Genomic DNA, 15,677 nt, shown 5'->3' on the forward strand with positions numbered 1-15,677 from the left:
AAGCTCCTTTCCGCCGTTCGGCGCGAATTACGATCGGCTCGTGCGCGTGTCGGAGCCGCCTCCGCTTTGCGGCGGCCGCGCGTCCATGGCGCCCGAGCCGTCCCGGCTCTCCTGCCCGCCGTGCCCGCCGTGCCGGCCGAAGCGCCGGCCTCCGCGGGCTTGATCCTGCCAGGCTTCGTCGCCCGAAGGCGTCTCTGCCTGACCCTGCCATTCGCGCATGACGGCATCGCCGTCGTCGGCTTGCGCCTGCAGGTCGTCGGGTCCGGCGCCTTTCGCGGCCGCTTGCCGGTCGAGCGCCTGCTGGAACTGCGGGCTGGAGCGGACGACTTGAAAGACGAGCACGAGCAGCACGGCGCACGCCGCGCCGATTTTCCACTTCAGCCACTTCGCGGCCTTCATGGGACCAGCCTCCTTTCGGGCGGATCATCCGCTTGCTCCCGATTATAGCGGGGGTATATGAAGGAGATTTGAAGCGGAGGCTTAAGCGGAAAATTTCCTTTCCCGGCGCGTAAAGGGAACATTCGGTACATGAGCGCCGCCGGAATGTGGTAGGATAGGAATACCGGTTGAGAGACGGGTCGGTTTTCGATTAATAAATGAGGTGGAACTAGTGGCAGGTTTTGAACAATTGGGCATCGCGCAGGCAAGGGCGCAGTCGCTCCGGAACGAAGGCATCACGGAAGCGACGCCGATCCAGGAAAGCGCGATTCCCGTTATTTTGCAGGGCGGCGACGTCATTTGCCAGGCGCAGACGGGCACGGGGAAGACGCTGGCGTTCCTGCTCCCGATGCTGGAGAAGGCGCGGGCGGACAAGGACGACGTGCAGGGCTTGATTCTGACGCCGACGCGCGAGCTGGCGCTGCAGATCACGACGGAGCTGAAGAAGCGGCTCGCGGACGGGGACGGGCTCAGCGTGCTCGCGGTGTACGGCGGGCAGGACGTGGAGTCGCAGCTGCGCAAGCTGAAGCAGGGGGTCCATATCGTCGTGGCGACGCCGGGGCGGCTGCTCGACCATATCCGCCGGGGCACGGTCAAGCTGGGCGGGGTGCGCATGCTCGTCCTGGACGAGGCGGATCAGATGCTGCACATGGGCTTCCTGACCGAGGTCGAGGAAATTCTGACGCAGATGCCGTACCGCAAGCAGACGATGCTGTTCTCGGCGACGATGCCGGCCGGCGTCCGCTCGCTGGCGGCGCGGATCATGATCGAGCCGAAGGACATCACGGTGCGCGCGCCGCAGGTGACGGTCGAGGGCATTCGCCAGCTGACGGTCGAAACGGGCGCCCGCGACAAGAAGGAGCAGCTGAAGCGGCTGCTGGAGGAACATAACCCGTTTCTCGGCGTGATTTTCTGCCGGACGAAGAAGCGGGCGAGCGAGGTCAACGAATATTTGCAGGAGAACGGCTTCAACAGCCAGGAGCTGCACGGCGATCTGTCGCAGGCGAAGCGCGAGCAGGTCATGAAGCGGTTCCGCAACGCGAAGGTGCACCTGCTGGTGGCTACGGACGTGGCGGCCCGCGGCCTTGACGTCGAAGGCGTGACGCACGTGTTCAACTTCGACATTCCGGACAACGCGGAAAGCTATATCCACCGCATCGGCCGCACGGGCCGCGCGGGCGAGGACGGGCTGGCGATCACGCTCGTGTCGCCGCACGACCGGCTGGAGCTGGCCGCCATCGAGAAGGGCATCCGGATGTCGATCCCGCGGGAAGGCCGCGCGGGCGGCGCGCCCGCGCGCCAAGCGCGCGCGGCGGGCGATCGGCCGGGCGAGGGCCGTTCGGACGGCGCCCGCGGGAGCCGCGCGGAAGGCCCTCGCGGAGGCCGCCGCGGCGCATCCGCCGGCGGCGCTGCCGGACGCGGCGGGCAAGGCGGCCGCGGCGCGGAGGGCGCTCGCGCCGGACAGGGCGGCCGGAGCGGGGGACGTTCCGCCGCGGGCGGCGGCAGATCGGCCGGCGGCGCGTACGCGGCCGCGGCCAAGCGCGGCGCCGGCACGGACGAGGCGCCGCAATGGGGCGCCTCGCGCGCGGAATCGCCGCGCGGCCGCGGGCGCTACAGCACGCCGGCGGGCGAAGCCGGCGGCGGCGCCAAGGGCGGCCGCGGGGCGGCGGCCCCGCGCGGCCGGGCCGGGCGCGACGCGGAGCCGGGCGCGCGGAGCGGCGGCGAATCGCGCGCCCGCGGCGCGGCGGCGCCGCGCGGAGCGGGCCGCGGCGGAGCCGGCGCGCCGGCGTTCCCCGGCAGCGGCGACAAGAACCGCGGCGGCGGTCGTCCCGCCTCCGGCGGCGCGCCCGCCGGCCGTCCGGGCGGTCGCCCGGGCGGCAAGCCGAACGCGGGCGGGCGCGCCCAGCGAGGCCGTACGCGATAGACAGCGGCAAGACGAGGCAAGGCAGCAGCGCACGATCTGATGCCTTGCCTTTTTTCTCGCCCGGGACAAGCCGGGCGGAGACGAACGATCGGGCGAACGAAAGGAGTGGCGGATATGGATAGCGACGGCAAGCCGAACGCCGAAGCGGCCGTTCCCGGCGGAGGAGACGTGCGTCTCGTACAGCCGGCGGTCGAACTGCGGGCGGCGTACATGGACTTTTACCGGGAATGGATCGACAGCGGGGAGGACATCGTGCCGTGGGTCGTGGAGCGGGACCCGTCGGACTTTCCGGCGTATGTCCGGTTTCTGCTGGAAGCGTCGGAGGAGGCGCGGGTGGAGGAAGGCTGGGTGCCGCATTCGACCTACTGGCTGCAGGACGGGGCCGGCCGCATCGTCGGCGCCGCCAACATCCGGCACCGGCTGAACCGCAAGCTGGCGGAGAGCGGCGGGCATATCGGGTACGGGGTCGCGCCGTCGCAGCGGCGGAAGGGCTACGCCAAAGCGATGCTCGCCCAGGCGCTGGCGGTCACCGACCGGCTCGGGCTCGGCGAGGTGCTCGTCATTTGCGACCGCGGCAACGACGGCTCGGAACGCACGATTCTCGCGAACGGCGGCCGGTTCGATTCCGAGTTCACCGAGGCGCACGGGAACGTCGTCCGGCGGTTCTGGATTCGCCGCGAGCCGTGATGCCTTCCGGTCAACGGGCGCAATCCCCCATCCACCTTAAAGGAGCGATTCAAATGGCCAAGATAACCCCCTATCTCTACAGCGCCAATGCCCGCGAGCAGGCGGGATTTTACGCGCGGGCGCTTGACGGCGAAATCGTGAGCCTGCAGACGTTCGCCGACATGCCGGGCAACCGGCCGGAGGATCGCGACCGCGTCATGCATCTGGTCTTGCAGGCGGCGGGCGTGACGTTCTTCCTCGCGGACGCCGGGCCCGTCGAGCGCGGCAACGGCCTGGACCTGACGCTGGAATTCGAGACCGAGGACGCCGCGCGCCAGGCGTTCGACCGGCTGGCCGAAGGCGGCCGGGTGCTCATGCCGTTCGAGCGGATGTTCTGGGGCAGCCTGTTCGGCCGGCTGACCGATCCGTTCGGCGTGCGGTGGCAGATCGCGACGGCGCCGGGCGGGCAATAAGCCCTGCCTTTCGCGCAAAGAGGCTCGCGGACGCATACGGCGTCCGCGAGCCTCTTTCGCATGCGTTCCGGGCGCCTGCCCGCGCTCAATCCACGTCCGCGATCCTCCACGCGCCGTCCTCCTGCGTCAGCACGAGGCCGGCGCCGCCGGTCCGGTTGCCCCGCGGGTCGAACAGGTAGCCGAACGTCACGTCGGCGAGCAGCGCGCCGCCCGGCCGGTTTTGGAACGTCACGGCGCGGATGCCCGTAATGAACCGCTGCCCGATGGCGCCGAAGTCCGGCGCCGGCAGGGCGTCCTTGGCGAACAGCTTCTCGAGCGCCGCGCCGTTCCGGGCGTTCAGCGCCTCGACGTAGCCGTTCAGGACCTTGACGGCGGCGAGCTTCCGCGGGTCGCCCGCGTACGCGCTTTCTTGGAGCGGCGCCGGCTTGAAGGTCAGCAGCGCGCCGTTCACGGCCGGCGTCCAGGTGAGGCCGAGCCCGAGGGCGTCGGCCGTCGCGCGCAGCGGCAGGTAGACGCTGCCCTTCACGAGGACGGGCTTGGCGTTCGCGCCGGCCAGCCGCTTGCCGTTGACCCAGAGCGACAGCTCGCCGGCGCCGCTCGGGTTGACCGCCGGCGGCTTCGGCTGCGAGGCGATCATCGCCGCTTTATGCGCCGCGTCCCACGTCACGCGCCAGCCAAACGCCTCCGCCAGCGCCCGCATCGGCAGCAACATGGCGCCGTTCGAGACGACCGGCGCGAGCGCCGTCCGGCCGGCGGGTACGCCGTTGATCGCGAGCTGCGGCCCGGCGGGCGCGGCGACGCGCACGGGGAACGACGGGTTGCCGGCGTCGGTGACGAGATCGAGGCTGTATTCGCCCGGCGGCACCGGCTTGAAGGCGCCGTCGATCGTTTCGCCGTAGGCCGGCATGACGAACGTCAGCGCGTAGCGCGCCTCGCGCATCGGTCCCGAATAGACGAGCAGCGCCCGTTTGGACGGAAAATACATCCCCTTCGCCGTCGTGTAGCCGCCGGAGGCGCCGGGCGTCTCGACGAACACGTTGACGATGCCGGACTGCCCGAACCCGTCGCTGCCGCGGATCGCGAGCGTCTCGCCGATCGCGGGCTCCAGCGTGCTGATCGTCGAGCGGGGCGGCAGCGCCATCAGCGTCGCGAGGTCATCCATCGCGGCGTTGTCGGCCGCCAGATAGACGTCCGGCCCGTAGTAGAGCAGCACGTGCTGCCGGTCTTTGAATTCGAGCGACAGATCCGTCTCCCCGGCCAGGTCGATGTCCGCGCCGACGGCGAAGAAATGCTCCTCGCCCTCCAGCCGTTCCTTCGTCAGCTCCGCCTTGCCGATCAGGCGGTTGACGACCGAGGCGGTCTTGGCGATGGCGTCATGGTCCGCCTCGCGCGAGGCGAACAGCGGCAGGTAGCGCTGGTCGGCCTGGTGAAAATGCACGGCCGCGACGTCGCCCGCCGCGATGCCGAAGGCGGGCAGCGCCGGCGCCGCCGGCACGGCCGCGACTTCCTCGTCCGCGTCCACGGCGCTCCGCGTCGCCGCGGCGTCCGCGACCGGGCCGGCAGATGCCGCGGTCCCGAAGGCCAGCAGGACGGCCAAAGCCGCCGTCCGTAGTCGATTGAAGCTCACGCGATACCCTCCCTGGGCCTCTGATCCCTTTTTGTCATAAGACTACATTCTCGGTCAGGAAGTTACATCCTGCCGGCATGAAAGATCTTTAATTTTGGCGGTTGTTGGGGAATCCCCGGGAATGCCCGGGCTAGCCGGGATTCCCGCGGTCCGAATCGTGAACGATCGCCCGCCATTTCTCGTACGATTGTCTATCCCCGTCCCCCGCGCGCTTGTGGTAGGCTAAGGCTATGTAGGCGGAGGAGGGTGTGATCGTGGACAAGTATCGCGTTGCATTCATCGGCTGCGGCAACCGGGCGAAGCGCCATGCCGAGGCGCTGCGGGCGGACGGCCGCTGCCGGGTGGTCGCCGTATCGGACCTGAGTCTCGAGGCGGCGGAGTCGTTCAAGGCGGAGTTCGCGTTCGGGGAAGCCGCCGTCCATACGGACTACGCGGCCATGCTGGCCGCGGAGAAGCCGGACATCGTCATCTCGTGCCTGTGGACGCCGCTGCACCTGCCGATGTTCCGCGCATGCGCGGCGGCGGGCGTCCGGGCCGTGCATTCCGAGAAGCCGATGGCGCCGAACTGGGGCGACTGTCTGGAGATGGCGCGCCTCGCCGAGGCGTCGGGCTGCCAGCTGACGTTCTGCCACCAGCGCCGCTTCGCGGCGGGGAACCGGCTCGTCCGGGAGTGGCTGAGGGAAGGACGGATCGGCAAGCTGCTGCGGATGGATCTCTATTCGCCGCCGAATTTGCTGGATTGCGGGACCCACACGTTCGACCAGGCGCTGAGCTTCAACGGAGAGACCGGCGTCAAATGGGTGCTCGGCGCGGTGGACGGCACGAACCCGCTGAATTGGTTCAGCGTGCGCGCGGAAAGCATGGCGGTCGGCACGCTCGTGTTCGCGAACGGCGTCCGCGCCGTCCTGCAGACCGGCGGACCGGACCAGGATATGCACACCGGCGTCCGGCTGGTGGGCAGCGAAGGCTTCGTCGAGGTGGACTGGGACGGCCGCATCGGCGAAGCGCGGGTCTATGACGACCCGGCGTGGAAGCCCGAAGTGCCGGAGGCCGACGAAGCCGCCCAAATGATCGGGGTCGTCGACGACGTCGTCTCGAGCCTCGAAGCGGGCCGCGAGCCCGAGCTGTCGTACCGGAAGGCGCTCCGCGCGAGCGAGATCATCTATGCGTGCTACGAATCGGTCCGGCGCCACGCGCGGGTGGAGCTGCCCCTCGCGGGCGTGACCGACAATGCGTTTATCCAATTGCTGGACGCCGGCCATTTCGAGCCGGCGGCCGAACAAGGAGCGTGACCGGAAGATGGGAAATCCGAAGCTGGGTTTGATCGGGATCATTCACAAGGAAGCGAAGACCGATTTTTGGGGTGCGATGAGCAAGGCGGCCGAAATCGGTTATCAAGGCATCGAGGGCATGGAGCCTCATCTGCTGGCGGGCGACGCCGCGAGCAACGTGAAGCGCTTCCAAGCGCTCGGCCTGCAGGCCGTCACGGTCAGCGCGAGCCGGGAGTCGCTGCGCGAGGAGCTGGACCGGCTCGTCGCGAACGCGGCGACGGTCGAGGCGTCCCACGTCACCGTCTGGTGGGGACCGTGCGAATCCAAGGACCAGCTGCTGCGCGACGCCGAGCTGTATAACCGGGCGGGCGCCCGGCTGGCGGCGGAGGGCGTCAAGCTCTGCTACCACAACCATGCGCACGAGTTCCGGACGGCGTTCGGCGGCGTGAACGCGATGGATATTTTGGTCGAATACACCGATCCGAAGGCGGTCTTCTTCGAAATGGACATCGCCTGGATCACGATGGGCGGCGCCGACCCGGTTCAGATCCTGCACAAGATGGCCGGCCGCGTTCCCGCCATTCACGTGAAGGACGTCACGACGGCCGAGGCGCCGGACCAATGGACCGCCGTCGGCACGGGCATCGTCCGGATCGCGCCGTCGATTCTGAAGGCCCGCGAGATCGGCGTGAACTGGATGGTCGTCGAGCAGGACCGGCTTCGCAACCTGACGCCGATGGAGACGATCGCGGCGAGCTACTTGAATTTGAAGGAAGCGGGACTGCTCGGCGGTTGACGCCGCGCTTCGCCGCGAGGAGCCTGCCCGGCGGGGCGGGCTCCGTTTTATTTTCGGCGCGCGGCTTTATCCCGCCGCGCGTTCGCGCTATGATGGAGTCAGCCGGCCCTCGGGCAGGCGCATCATCGAAATCAAGGAAGGCGGTGCGGCGCATGAACATGACGATCGATCAGCGCGGGGCGTCCCGGGTCGCGATCATCGAAGACGACGGCGTCGTCATCGGCAGCGTGCAAGAGGCGCTCGATCTGATGGCCGACGCGAGTTACAACGGGGACGCGCATAAGCTGCTCCTCGACAAGGCGAACGTCGCGGAGGATTTCTTCGAGCTGCGGACGAAGCTGGCGGGCGATATCCTGCAGAAGTTCACGAACTACGGCGTCAAGATCGCCATCGTCGGCGAGTTCGGCGGCTACGGCAGCAAGAGCTTGCGGGATTTCATTTACGAATGCAACCAGGGGAAACGGTTCTTCTTCCTGGCGGACCGGGCGGAGGCGCTGGACGCGCTTCATGCCGCTGACTAACGGCGGCGTCCGCGGACGGGATAGGACGAAGGCGGCTGCCGGAAATGGCAGCCGCCTTCGTTTTTTATCTTGTTTCGATCCAAAACCTTATTCGCCCTCGAGCTTCAGGATGCCTTTGTCGAACGTGTAGGCGATGTGCAGCTCGTGCACGTGCGAGCCGTCCTTGGCGCTCGCCTCGTAGATCGTCAGCACGCCCGTCGGGCTGGACGGCGGCTGCCGGAGCGCGATGTCGAGCTCGAACTCGCCCCAGGCCGGCGCGCCTTTGTCCGCCATCGCATGGCCTTCCGCGAGCACGTTGTGGCCGTCCTCGAAGGAGTAGCCGAAGGCCGCTTCGAAGACGCGGGCCTGCCCCTTCACCTTGAACGACTTGCCGACGACGCTGTCCGGCGCGGGACCGTAGACGCGGAACGCCTCGTTGCTCGCGACGACCTTCGGCTTGGCGCTGTCCGGCTTGCTCTTGCCGCCGCCCGCGTTCGCGTCGTTGCCCGTGCCCGGCTTCGCTCCGCCGTTCGCATTCGAGCCGCCGCCCGCGTTCGTTCCTCCGCCCGCGTTCGGGCCGTTCCCGCCGCTGCCGGCGGACGGATCGGACGGCTGGGAAGGCGCGACCGTCCCGCCGTCTCCGGCATCGTTTTTGTTCACGGCACCCGCGTCATTCCCGCTATTGCCGGCGTTATCGCCGGTCCCGGAGCCGGTCCGGTCCCCTTGATCGGCCGCCGGCGGCTTGCCGGGCGCCTCGGCGACGTTGCCGGGCTTGCCGGAACAGCCCGCGAGCAGCATCAGCGCGAGCGTCAGCGCGATCGCGCCGGACGCCGCCGTCCGGATTCGTTTCGTCATCGCTGTCACCTGCTTTCCTATATTCGGCGTATCGCCGGTCAAAAAAATTCGCTAGCGGCAGGCGAACGAGGTTGCCTGCGCTCTTGCCTTTAGTATACGCTTGAAAAAAAGGCTTGAATCACCAAAGGAGCCAAGAGGAGGAAGCGCGCGACATGTTCGAATGGAGCCGGCTGCTTCGGTTTAACCGGTATTTGGGCCAAAACGGACGGAACGAGATCGACTACCAATGGCCGACTTCCAAGTTTCCCGTCATCAGCATCCGCACGAGCGCGGGCAGGGGCAAGCCGAAGGTCGCCTTCGGCCTCGTGGCGCTCGGCGACGTCGCGATCGGCCTCGTCGCCGGCGGCGCGGTGGCGGTCGGCATCGTCGGCTTCGGCGCCGTCGCCCTCGGCGCCATGCTCGGGCTCGGCGCGGTCGCGCTCTCGGGCGGCCTCGCCGCCGGCGCGGTGGCGATCGGCGATCTTGCCCTCGGGGCGGTGGCGATCGGCCAATCCGCGCTCGGGGCCGTCGCGATCGGCGAGAACGCGCTCGGGGCGGTCGCCATCGGCCGGCATGTCGTCGGCGCGGTGGCGATCGGCGAGCGCGTCTACGGCTTGGTCGCGATCGGCGAGCACGGCTTCGGCCTCGTGCCGATCGTCGGCGACTTCATCCGCTGGATCGGCGGGCTGTTCGATTAGCGCGGGCGGGGCGGTTTCTTTCGCCGGCATGGGCCCTGTGCTACAATAAGGGACAGCATGAGTGAGGAAGAGGAAGGTGTGGAAGCATGGACTGCGTCAATATTTTAGGCGTGCCCTTCTCGAAAATGACGCTTTCGGATACGGTGAAGCTGATTCAGGCCAAGCTGGCGGCGGATGCGCGCGCGGAGACGAAGCCGTTCCATCTCATTACGGCCAATCCGGAGATCGTGATGGCGGCGAAGGGGCAGCCGGAGCTTCGGCGGATCGTCGAGGAGGCGGATCTCATCACGCCGGACGGCATCGGCGTCGTGCTCGCGGCGAAATGGCAGGGGACGCGCATTCCCGAACGCGTGACGGGCTACGATATGCTGATTCGGCTGCTGGAGGGCGCGGCGGCAAGCGGCTTCTCGCTCTACGTCCTGGGCGCGGACGAGGAGACGAACGCGAAGGCCGTCGACATTATCAAGGCGAAGTACCCCGGCGTGGAGATCGCCGGCCGGCATAACGGCTTCTTCAAGGGCGACCAGGAGAACGAAATCGTGGCCGACATCGCGCGGAAACGGCCGGATCTGCTGATCGTGGCGCTCGGCGCGCCGAATGCCGAGAAGTGGATCTACAAGCATAAGAGCCGCTTGAACGCGAAGGTCGCGTTCGGCGTGGGCGGCAGCCTCGACGTCATCGCGGGCAAGGTGAAGCGCGCGCCCGTCGTCTGGCAGAAGCTGAACGTCGAATGGCTGTACCGGCTGCTGAAGCAGCCGTCGCGCTGGCGCCGCCAGCTGGTGCTGCCGAAATTCGCGCTCACTATTCTGACGACGCGCCGCCGCTGAGGGTTGCGGGACGGCAGCGGACAAAAAGAAGCCGTCCTTCGGGTCGGCGGAGACGCCTTCGAAACCATGGAACGCCTTGGTTCGAAGGCGTCTTTTTGCATCTCGAAATGGGTGTCAATCCAGCTTCGGATCGGTTCAATAATCTAGGGCCGCCGCTAGGTTGTGAACATAACCTGTGAAGACGCATCGCGTGTGCCGTCCAGGCAGGGGACGAGATAATGGAGGAGGTGCCGACGTTGGCCTGTTCCGTTGCGCCTAGACGCAAAAAAAAGCTTCAGGACCGCATGAAACGCTTCAAACGGATCTGCTGCCGCAAGGTCGCCAAAAAGCGCAGGACATGCGGAAGCCAAAAACAAAACAGGCCGGCAAGGAGCCCGTCGCGCAGGCATGCGGCTTTGCCGCAAGGTATCCAAGGAACGCAGGGGGCCCCGGGGGCACGGGGGCTTCCGGGGATCCCGGGGGCGGCCAGCATGGCGGGCATTCGCGTCATTCCCGACATCCGGCGTTACTTTTACGCCGCGCCCGCGGAAATCGGCTTTGCGGAGGCGGTTGCGTTCCCGGCCGCCGACTTCGTCAACGACGCAGGCGAGCCCGTGTCCTCGTTCGCGGATTTCGGCCAATCCGGCTATTACAATTTGTACCTGAACGGCGTTGTCCAGCAAGGACAGGCGTACCATGCCGCGCCTGAGGGACTGACCATATACGAGACCGGACAAACGGTCGCGGCGGGTACGCCGATCATTTTGGAGACGGTAGGCTTTCAAGCGGTGCCGACGGCGAATAGTTGATGAAAGCGAATCAGGTTATCCGCTCTTCCGGTTAGGGAGGCGGCAGCATTTAATAGAGTTAGAGGAGGTGATTTTCGATGCCAACCCAGCTTTTTAATATCGTGACCCCGAGCGTTCAGGCGAGCGTGGGAACGTTCTTCTTTTCGTCGTCGGCGCTTACGGATGTGACGACCTTTACGGTAACGGGAGCTCAATTCGCTAACGATGCCGGCGATACGCCTTCGACGATCCCGGACGTCTCGCCGAACGGTTACTACAATCTCTTCATCAACGGCGTGCTGCAGCAAAGAACGACGTACGTCGTCACGCCCGGAGCGGGAGCGACGGGTACCGTGGTGTTCACGTCCGACGCGCCGTTCAGTCTGCTCGCGGATACGCCGGTCATCCTCGAAGCGGTATCCTTGACCGCGGTCTAAATCTAAGTCATGACGGGAATCGGCCTTAACTCATTCGGCTGAAGTACGGGCCGCGATTACGGGCCGGTCGAAAGATTCGGTTTCGCAACGGGAAGAGCCCCCTGCCTGAAGCGCAAGCAGGGAGCTCTTCTCGTGGCGGCGGATGACATACTCGCAGCCGTCTCGCCGCGCAACCGGACAAGCCCGGCGTTAAGCGTTCGCCGGCGGCACGAAGGTCCGCGCCGCGAACTCGGCGTCGAGCATGAAGAACGCGTTGCTGTCCTTGTCGATGCGCTTCAGCTTTTTGATGATGCTGTCGAACATCGCTTCTTCTTCGACCTGCTCGTCGATGAACCATTTCAGGAACTGGATCGTCGCATGCTCGCGGTCGTTCAGGGCGAGGTCGGACAAGTGGTAGATGCGCTTGGTGACTTCGAGCTCATGCTGGTAGGCATGCTCGAACGCGTCGAGAATGGAGCCATAGTCGTTGTGGGGCGTGCCCATGCCGTTCAACGTGACGCGCTTCCCGCGGTCGTTGAGGTACTTGTACAATTTCATGGCATGGAAACGTTCTTCCTCGGCCTGCACGATAAAGAAGTTCGCGAAGCCGTCCAGGCTTTCTCCGGAGCAATACGCGGCGATCGCCAAATACACGTGGGCGGAATAAAACTCGAAGTTCAGCTGTTCGTTCAACGCTTCGCTGAGCGTGTCGTTCATCATCGGCTACGCCTCGCTTTCCAATTAGGGTCGTATGTAAACGCAAAGAGAAGAAGGCGGGCGGATGCTGTCGATCCGGCGCTTCTTCTCTTATCGTACCACACTATGCCGTCATTAGCCTATCCGATGCTTCAGCTTCGCATACAGGGCGTCCGCGGACGGGGCGACGACCACTTCGGTCTTGCCGATCAGGACCATGCACTGCTTGGCGCACAGCTTGCAGTTGCCGAGGCAGTCCTTCTTCTTCTGCTTCAAATCGGGAAATTCCTGCTTCAGCGATTTGAACACGGTCTTGGAGCCGTGCCGGAAATTGCGGCAGCAGTATTTGATTTTCTTCATGCGTCCGGAACCCTGCCTCTCTGCGGCCTGCGCGCTTCGCCAGCCTGCTTTTCTACTCTAATGATAGTAATTCTCATTCTCACTGTCAACGAAAATATCGAATGCCCCGTTCCTTTACTTCGCCTGCCCGCTGGATTATGATGGGGGACAGAAAAACGAACGAGAAGGAGCGCTGCCCCGCATGAGCACAAACGGACAATCGCGCGCGAACATCCGGCCGGGCCTCACGGTCGACATCGTATTGAAGAAGGACCAGCCGACCGGGCGCCTGACCCGCGGCGTGGTCAAGGATATTTTGACGAATTCGCCGAACCACCCCCACGGCATCAAGGTCCGCCTGCAGAGCGGCGACGTGGGCCGGGTCAAGGCGGTCGTTCCCGAAGGAGGCTGAACCGATGATTATCAGCGACATGACCAATTGGGCGCGCGAGAAGCAGACGTTCCCCGCGGGCGTGCGGCGCGCGATCGAGCGGCTGCAGGCCATGGATTTGGACGCGCTGCCCGCCGGCAGGCACGACATCGGCGAGGAAGGCATGTTCCTCCTCATCAACGAACCGGTGACGCGGACGTGGCGGGAGGTACCGCCGGAGACGCACCGGACGCACACCGACGTGCAGCTGCTGCTGAGCGGCCGCGAGCAGATGCGCGTCGCCAAAGCGGCGGAGGACCAGATCGTGACCGACGACCGCTACGACGCGGAAGACATCGCGTTCTACGGCGAGGTTCATCGCGAGCAAACCGTACATCTGGTGCCCGGCGATTTCGTCGTGCTCTTCCCGACCGATATCCATCGTCCGAACTGCTCGGCGGACGAGGACATGCCGATCCGCAAGGCGGTCGTGAAGATCCGGGCCGACGTGCTCGCCTAAGGCGGCGAAGCGCGTTCCTTCCGGAATGGCGGCGTTTGCAACAACGGCGCAAAATAGGTAGGATAGATGGAGTGACGGCTGCTTCGCCAGAGCCGTCGAACCGACCGCGGAGCTTGCCGCAAAGGAGTGCGTCCGGATGTTCCAGAATTCATTTTCAGTCGGCCATGTCGCGTCGATCGTCGTGACGCTGCTGTCCGGCGCGGCGGTCATGTTCCTGCGGCTGCGGGCCAGCAACCGGCCGACGAACATGCGGAAAATCATCATCCCGCCGCTTGGCATGTCCACAGGCTTCCTGATGTTCGTCGTGCCCGAGACGCACGTGCCGTGGACGTGGGCGCTGATCGCCTTCGCCGCGGGCGCGACCGTGTTCGCCTATCCGCTGATCCGGACGTCCAAGCTGGAGCGGATCGGCGGCGAGATCGTCCTGAAGCGGTCCAAAATGTTCGTGTTCATCCTGCTCGGCCTGCTGATCGTCCGCCTGCTGGTGCACGACGCGGTGGAGTCGAAGGTGTCGATCCCGCAGACGGGCGCGTTGTTCTTCGTGCTCGCGTTCGGCATGATCGTCGTGTGGCGCATCGCGATGCTCCGGGAGTTCATGGCCCTGCAGCGCGGCGCCGGCAAGGAAATCAGTTGACAGCCCTCGGGTCAGCTGATATTCTAACCACATCAATTGTATGCAATTTAATTGCATTGATATAGATTGGAGAGACGAATCATGGACAAGAGCGCGATGCTCGAGCTGGACAATCAGCTCTGTTTTGCCCTCTATGCTTGCGCGCGCGAGGTGACGAAGCTGTATCGCCCGTTCCTCGACGAGCTCGGCCTGACGTATACGCAGTACGTCACCTTGCTGGCGCTGTGGGAGAAGGACGAAGTGCCCGTGAAGGAGCTTGGCCGCAGGCTGTACCTGGATTCCGGGACGCTGACGCCGCTGCTCAAGAAGCTCGAGGCCATGGGATTGCTGCGCCGGGAACGGGACCCGCAGGACGAGCGCAGCGTCATCGTTCGGCTGACCGGCGACGGGCGGGCGCTCAAGGAGCGGGCGACCGACATCCCGGAGCGCGTCTTTTGCCAGACGAGCCTGAGCCCGGACGGCATCGTCGCGCTGCGCGAACAGCTTCGCAAGCTGACGGCCGAGGTACACGCGCAGACCGAGCGCGCCGCCGACGCGACTGAAGGATTGCAAGGGTAGCTTCTTCTTGGATTCGTGCATACGAAGGACCGCGTACAAACAGCGGCCGCCCCGTTTCCTGCGGGGCGGCCGCTGTTTGTTTGGCTGAGGAGCCGGGCGGAGGGCCGCCTTGCCCCGCGCGCACGGCAAGGGCCAAAACGCAAAATCAGCCCGCCTCGCACGAAATCGGACCGCATGGTCTTGCCTGCACCCGGCGATTCAGCCCTTCGCAGCCGGAGCGTCGTATTTCCCGAGGCGCGTTCCGCCCGCGGGCATCGGATTTCCGCAAACTTAGTCCGCTTTGCCGGCCTCGAGCTCGATGGCGATCTTCACTTCGTCGCCGATCAGGACGCCGCCGGTTTCGAGGACCGCGTTGTACGTCAGGCCGTAGCTGCTGCGGCTGATCGCGCCTTTGGCGCTGAAGCCGACTTTCTCGTTGCCCCACGGATCCTTGCCGCTGCCCTCGTACGTGACGCTGAACGTCTCCGGACGGGTCAAGCCGCGGAGGGTGAGGTTGCCGGTCACGTCGTATTCGCCGTCGCCCGTTTTCACGATGGAGGTCGACTGGAACGTGAGCGCGGGATAATGCTCGATGTCGAAGAAATCGCCCGTGCGGAGGTGGTTGTCGCGGTCCGCGTTGCGCGTGTCGATGCTGGCGAGCGTCACGTCGAAACGGATGTTCGCCGTCGTCAGATCGTTCGGATCCGCCTCGATCTCGGCGCTGAATTCGTGAAAGGTGCCTTTCACTTTCGCGATCATCATGTGTTTGATCGTAAAATCTACGCTGCTGTGCGTCGCGTCGACAAGCCATTTGGACGTGGACATGGGCAAAACCTCCGGATAATTAATAACATAAAGTAATGAACTTAATATTTTATAGTTAGTATAGAGTCAGAAAGCGGAAACCGTCAATCCTTTTTCTTCCTGCCGCCGATCGGAACGTTGACAACTTTTCCCTCGAGGGGTATAGTCTTGTCAGGAAATCCACTAGGGGCGCCCGCACGGGCTGAGATAAGGCAGAATGCCTTGGTCCCTTTGAACCTGATCTGGGTCATGCCAGCGTAGGAAAGTGGGAAATGTACGTGCGACTTCGATTCGGCCGTACGGCGCGGGAGGCGATCATGCCGCCATGCCGTACGAAGCCGATCCGTCCGCCGGCCGCGGAACGCTTGGGCGTTCCGCGGCCGGCGGACAGACGACCGCGACATGAACCGCTCCTTCGCCGGAGCGGTTTTTTTGCGTGGCGGCCGTTCGCCGGCCGCGCGCTGGGATGCGCGTCCGCGCCGCCGATGGGCGGCCGCGGGCGCCTGCGTCCCGCGCTCCGGCAAGTTGCGGCGAAGCGTT

The 15,677-nt window shown here is 65.6% G+C and carries 20 protein-coding genes and 1 riboswitch; of the genes, 14 read left to right on the forward strand and 6 right to left on the reverse strand.

The window, feature by feature from the left end; translation table 11 throughout:
• Positions 1–27: 27 nt before the first annotated feature.
• Positions 28–399 (reverse strand): hypothetical protein, encoded by a 372-nt coding sequence (locus BMZ79_RS18690; protein WP_090642410.1) that lies wholly within the window; start codon positions 397–399, stop codon positions 28–30.
• A gap of 211 nt (positions 400–610) precedes the next feature.
• Here BMZ79_RS18690 and BMZ79_RS18695 point away from each other — a divergent pair, with 211 nt between their 5' ends.
• The 3 genes from BMZ79_RS18695 to BMZ79_RS18705 all read left to right on the forward strand — a co-directional run bounded on the left by BMZ79_RS18695 (position 611) and on the right by BMZ79_RS18705 (position 3,501).
• Positions 611–2,362, forward strand: a complete 1,752-nt coding sequence (locus tag BMZ79_RS18695) for a DEAD/DEAH box helicase (protein ID WP_090642411.1) — start codon at positions 611–613, stop codon at positions 2,360–2,362.
• A 114-nt stretch (positions 2,363–2,476) separates the two neighbouring features.
• Positions 2,477–3,049, forward strand: coding sequence for a GNAT family N-acetyltransferase (locus tag BMZ79_RS18700; RefSeq protein WP_090642413.1), 573 nt, complete (start codon positions 2,477–2,479; stop codon positions 3,047–3,049).
• A 53-nt stretch (positions 3,050–3,102) separates the two neighbouring features.
• Positions 3,103–3,501: a VOC family protein gene (locus BMZ79_RS18705; RefSeq protein ID WP_090642414.1), complete on the forward strand. Its 399-nt coding sequence runs from the start codon at positions 3,103–3,105 to the stop codon at positions 3,499–3,501.
• Between the two features lie 85 nt (positions 3,502–3,586).
• On the opposite strand, the gene BMZ79_RS18710 is transcribed toward BMZ79_RS18705, so the two are convergent.
• Complete coding sequence (locus BMZ79_RS18710) at positions 3,587–5,128, reverse strand: copper amine oxidase N-terminal domain-containing protein (RefSeq protein ID WP_090642416.1); 1,542 nt, start codon at positions 5,126–5,128, stop codon at positions 3,587–3,589.
• A 254-nt stretch (positions 5,129–5,382) separates the two neighbouring features.
• Here BMZ79_RS18710 and BMZ79_RS18715 point away from each other — a divergent pair, with 254 nt between their 5' ends.
• The 3 genes from BMZ79_RS18715 (at position 5,383) to BMZ79_RS18725 (ending at position 7,716) form a co-directional block, all read left to right on the forward strand.
• Positions 5,383–6,420 carry a Gfo/Idh/MocA family protein gene (locus BMZ79_RS18715; RefSeq protein ID WP_177222204.1) on the forward strand — a complete coding sequence of 346 codons (1,038 nt, stop codon included), beginning with the start codon at positions 5,383–5,385 and terminating at the stop codon, positions 6,418–6,420.
• Positions 6,421–6,427: 7 nt separating this feature from the next.
• Positions 6,428–7,195 carry a sugar phosphate isomerase/epimerase family protein gene (locus tag BMZ79_RS18720; RefSeq protein ID WP_177222205.1) on the forward strand — a complete coding sequence of 256 codons (768 nt, stop codon included), beginning with the start codon at positions 6,428–6,430 and terminating at the stop codon, positions 7,193–7,195.
• A 152-nt stretch (positions 7,196–7,347) separates the two neighbouring features.
• Positions 7,348–7,716, forward strand: a complete 369-nt coding sequence (locus BMZ79_RS18725; RefSeq protein WP_090642419.1) for a DUF4180 domain-containing protein — start codon at positions 7,348–7,350, stop codon at positions 7,714–7,716.
• A gap of 87 nt (positions 7,717–7,803) precedes the next feature.
• Here the strand turns inward: BMZ79_RS18725 and BMZ79_RS18730 are convergent, their stop codons facing one another.
• A complete protein-coding gene (locus BMZ79_RS18730; protein ID WP_090642421.1) occupies positions 7,804–8,550 on the reverse strand; it encodes a Gmad2 immunoglobulin-like domain-containing protein in 747 nt (248 codons plus the stop codon).
• Between the two features lie 152 nt (positions 8,551–8,702).
• Here BMZ79_RS18730 and BMZ79_RS18735 point away from each other — a divergent pair, with 152 nt between their 5' ends.
• The 4 genes from BMZ79_RS18735 to BMZ79_RS18750 all read left to right on the forward strand — a co-directional run bounded on the left by BMZ79_RS18735 (position 8,703) and on the right by BMZ79_RS18750 (position 11,258).
• On the forward strand, positions 8,703–9,227 hold the full coding sequence (locus BMZ79_RS18735; protein WP_090642422.1) for a hypothetical protein: 525 nt from the start codon (positions 8,703–8,705) through the stop codon (positions 9,225–9,227).
• Between the two features lie 86 nt (positions 9,228–9,313).
• Positions 9,314–10,054 carry a WecB/TagA/CpsF family glycosyltransferase gene (locus BMZ79_RS18740; protein WP_090642423.1) on the forward strand — a complete coding sequence of 247 codons (741 nt, stop codon included), beginning with the start codon at positions 9,314–9,316 and terminating at the stop codon, positions 10,052–10,054.
• 470 nt (positions 10,055–10,524) lie between these two features.
• Positions 10,525–10,842 carry a DUF4183 domain-containing protein gene (locus tag BMZ79_RS34325; protein ID WP_177222206.1) on the forward strand — a complete coding sequence of 106 codons (318 nt, stop codon included), beginning with the start codon at positions 10,525–10,527 and terminating at the stop codon, positions 10,840–10,842.
• Between the two features lie 77 nt (positions 10,843–10,919).
• A complete protein-coding gene (locus BMZ79_RS18750; protein WP_090642426.1) occupies positions 10,920–11,258 on the forward strand; it encodes a DUF4183 domain-containing protein in 339 nt (112 codons plus the stop codon).
• 189 nt (positions 11,259–11,447) lie between these two features.
• Here BMZ79_RS18750 and BMZ79_RS18755 read toward each other — a convergent pair whose 3' ends face one another.
• Together BMZ79_RS18755 and BMZ79_RS18760 are read right to left on the reverse strand one after the other, a co-directional pair.
• Positions 11,448–11,954, reverse strand: a complete 507-nt coding sequence (locus BMZ79_RS18755) for a ferritin (protein ID WP_090642428.1) — start codon at positions 11,952–11,954, stop codon at positions 11,448–11,450.
• A 114-nt stretch (positions 11,955–12,068) separates the two neighbouring features.
• On the reverse strand, positions 12,069–12,293 hold the full coding sequence (locus BMZ79_RS18760) for a DUF1450 domain-containing protein (RefSeq protein WP_090642430.1): 225 nt from the start codon (positions 12,291–12,293) through the stop codon (positions 12,069–12,071).
• A gap of 181 nt (positions 12,294–12,474) precedes the next feature.
• On the opposite strand from BMZ79_RS18760, the gene BMZ79_RS18765 reads away from it, so the two are divergent.
• The 4 genes from BMZ79_RS18765 (at position 12,475) to BMZ79_RS18780 (ending at position 14,354) form a co-directional block, all read left to right on the forward strand.
• Positions 12,475–12,684: a YwbE family protein gene (locus BMZ79_RS18765; RefSeq protein ID WP_090642432.1), complete on the forward strand. Its 210-nt coding sequence runs from the start codon at positions 12,475–12,477 to the stop codon at positions 12,682–12,684.
• Between the two features lie 4 nt (positions 12,685–12,688).
• The gene (locus BMZ79_RS18770) at positions 12,689–13,162 is read left to right on the forward strand and encodes a NanQ anomerase/TabA/YiaL family protein (RefSeq protein WP_090642433.1); all 474 of its coding nucleotides are present in this window, start codon (positions 12,689–12,691) and stop codon (positions 13,160–13,162) included.
• 136 nt (positions 13,163–13,298) lie between these two features.
• Entirely contained in the window at positions 13,299–13,796 is a 498-nt protein-coding gene (locus BMZ79_RS18775; RefSeq protein WP_090642435.1) for a CcdC family protein, read from the forward strand.
• Between the two features lie 81 nt (positions 13,797–13,877).
• Positions 13,878–14,354: a MarR family winged helix-turn-helix transcriptional regulator gene (locus BMZ79_RS18780; RefSeq protein ID WP_090642436.1), complete on the forward strand. Its 477-nt coding sequence runs from the start codon at positions 13,878–13,880 to the stop codon at positions 14,352–14,354.
• A 270-nt stretch (positions 14,355–14,624) separates the two neighbouring features.
• Here BMZ79_RS18780 and BMZ79_RS18785 read toward each other — a convergent pair whose 3' ends face one another.
• Positions 14,625–15,158 carry a YceI family protein gene (locus tag BMZ79_RS18785; RefSeq protein WP_090642438.1) on the reverse strand — a complete coding sequence of 178 codons (534 nt, stop codon included), beginning with the start codon at positions 15,156–15,158 and terminating at the stop codon, positions 14,625–14,627.
• A gap of 154 nt (positions 15,159–15,312) precedes the next feature.
• Positions 15,313–15,418: riboswitch (TPP riboswitch) on the forward strand.
• The last annotated feature ends 259 nt before the right edge of the window (positions 15,419–15,677 follow it).

The sequence above is a fragment of the Paenibacillus sp. UNC496MF genome (assembly GCF_900113915.1).
GTDB lineage: Bacteria > Bacillota > Bacilli > Paenibacillales > Paenibacillaceae > Paenibacillus_Z > Paenibacillus_Z artemisiicola.

Coding starts and splice junctions, on each gene's coding strand:
- BMZ79_RS18690 (WP_090642410.1), bottom strand. CDS start 399: ATGAAGGCCGCGAAGTGGCTGAAGTGGAAAATCGGCGCGGCGTGCGCC.
- BMZ79_RS18700 (WP_090642413.1), top strand. CDS start 2,477: ATGGATAGCGACGGCAAGCCGAACGCCGAAGCGGCCGTTCCCGGCGGA.
- BMZ79_RS18705 (WP_090642414.1), top strand. CDS start 3,103: ATGGCCAAGATAACCCCCTATCTCTACAGCGCCAATGCCCGCGAGCAG.
- BMZ79_RS18720 (WP_177222205.1), top strand. CDS start 6,428: ATGGGAAATCCGAAGCTGGGTTTGATCGGGATCATTCACAAGGAAGCG.
- BMZ79_RS18725 (WP_090642419.1), top strand. CDS start 7,348: ATGAACATGACGATCGATCAGCGCGGGGCGTCCCGGGTCGCGATCATC.
- BMZ79_RS18730 (WP_090642421.1), bottom strand. CDS start 8,550: ATGACGAAACGAATCCGGACGGCGGCGTCCGGCGCGATCGCGCTGACG.
- BMZ79_RS18735 (WP_090642422.1), top strand. CDS start 8,703: ATGTTCGAATGGAGCCGGCTGCTTCGGTTTAACCGGTATTTGGGCCAA.
- BMZ79_RS18740 (WP_090642423.1), top strand. CDS start 9,314: ATGGACTGCGTCAATATTTTAGGCGTGCCCTTCTCGAAAATGACGCTT.
- BMZ79_RS34325 (WP_177222206.1), top strand. CDS start 10,525: ATGGCGGGCATTCGCGTCATTCCCGACATCCGGCGTTACTTTTACGCC.
- BMZ79_RS18750 (WP_090642426.1), top strand. CDS start 10,920: ATGCCAACCCAGCTTTTTAATATCGTGACCCCGAGCGTTCAGGCGAGC.
- BMZ79_RS18755 (WP_090642428.1), bottom strand. CDS start 11,954: ATGAACGACACGCTCAGCGAAGCGTTGAACGAACAGCTGAACTTCGAG.
- BMZ79_RS18760 (WP_090642430.1), bottom strand. CDS start 12,293: ATGAAGAAAATCAAATACTGCTGCCGCAATTTCCGGCACGGCTCCAAG.
- BMZ79_RS18765 (WP_090642432.1), top strand. CDS start 12,475: ATGAGCACAAACGGACAATCGCGCGCGAACATCCGGCCGGGCCTCACG.
- BMZ79_RS18770 (WP_090642433.1), top strand. CDS start 12,689: ATGATTATCAGCGACATGACCAATTGGGCGCGCGAGAAGCAGACGTTC.
- BMZ79_RS18775 (WP_090642435.1), top strand. CDS start 13,299: ATGTTCCAGAATTCATTTTCAGTCGGCCATGTCGCGTCGATCGTCGTG.
- BMZ79_RS18780 (WP_090642436.1), top strand. CDS start 13,878: ATGGACAAGAGCGCGATGCTCGAGCTGGACAATCAGCTCTGTTTTGCC.
- BMZ79_RS18785 (WP_090642438.1), bottom strand. CDS start 15,158: ATGTCCACGTCCAAATGGCTTGTCGACGCGACGCACAGCAGCGTAGAT.